The 307-nt window shown below is 35.2% G+C and carries 1 protein-coding gene; it reads right to left on the reverse strand.

The annotated features are described in order from the left end of the window. On the reverse strand, positions 1–307 hold a 307-nt coding region (locus tag SB775_RS28505; RefSeq protein WP_410864541.1), incomplete at both ends, for an NAD-dependent epimerase/dehydratase family protein.

A 307-nucleotide genomic window follows, 5' to 3' on the forward strand; every position in this document is an offset into this window, starting at 1 on the left:
CATTGCTGGTTAGGTTGCGCAGGTTTTGCAACCAATCGAGAAATGGATTCTACAATATCATCTACAAATGTAAAATCTCTCATCATTTCACCGTTATTAAAGACATCAATTGGTGTGCCTTCGATAATATTTTTTGTAAACATAAATAAAGCCATATCAGGTCGCCCCCAAGGCCCATATACTGTAAAAAATCTCAATCCCGTTGTAGGAATATTAAATAGACTGCTGTATGTATGCGCCATTAATTCATTCGATTTTTTTGTTGCAGCATATAAGCTTAATGGGTGATCAATATTATCATGAACTG

The sequence above is a fragment of the Peribacillus sp. SIMBA_075 genome (genome assembly GCF_046534585.1).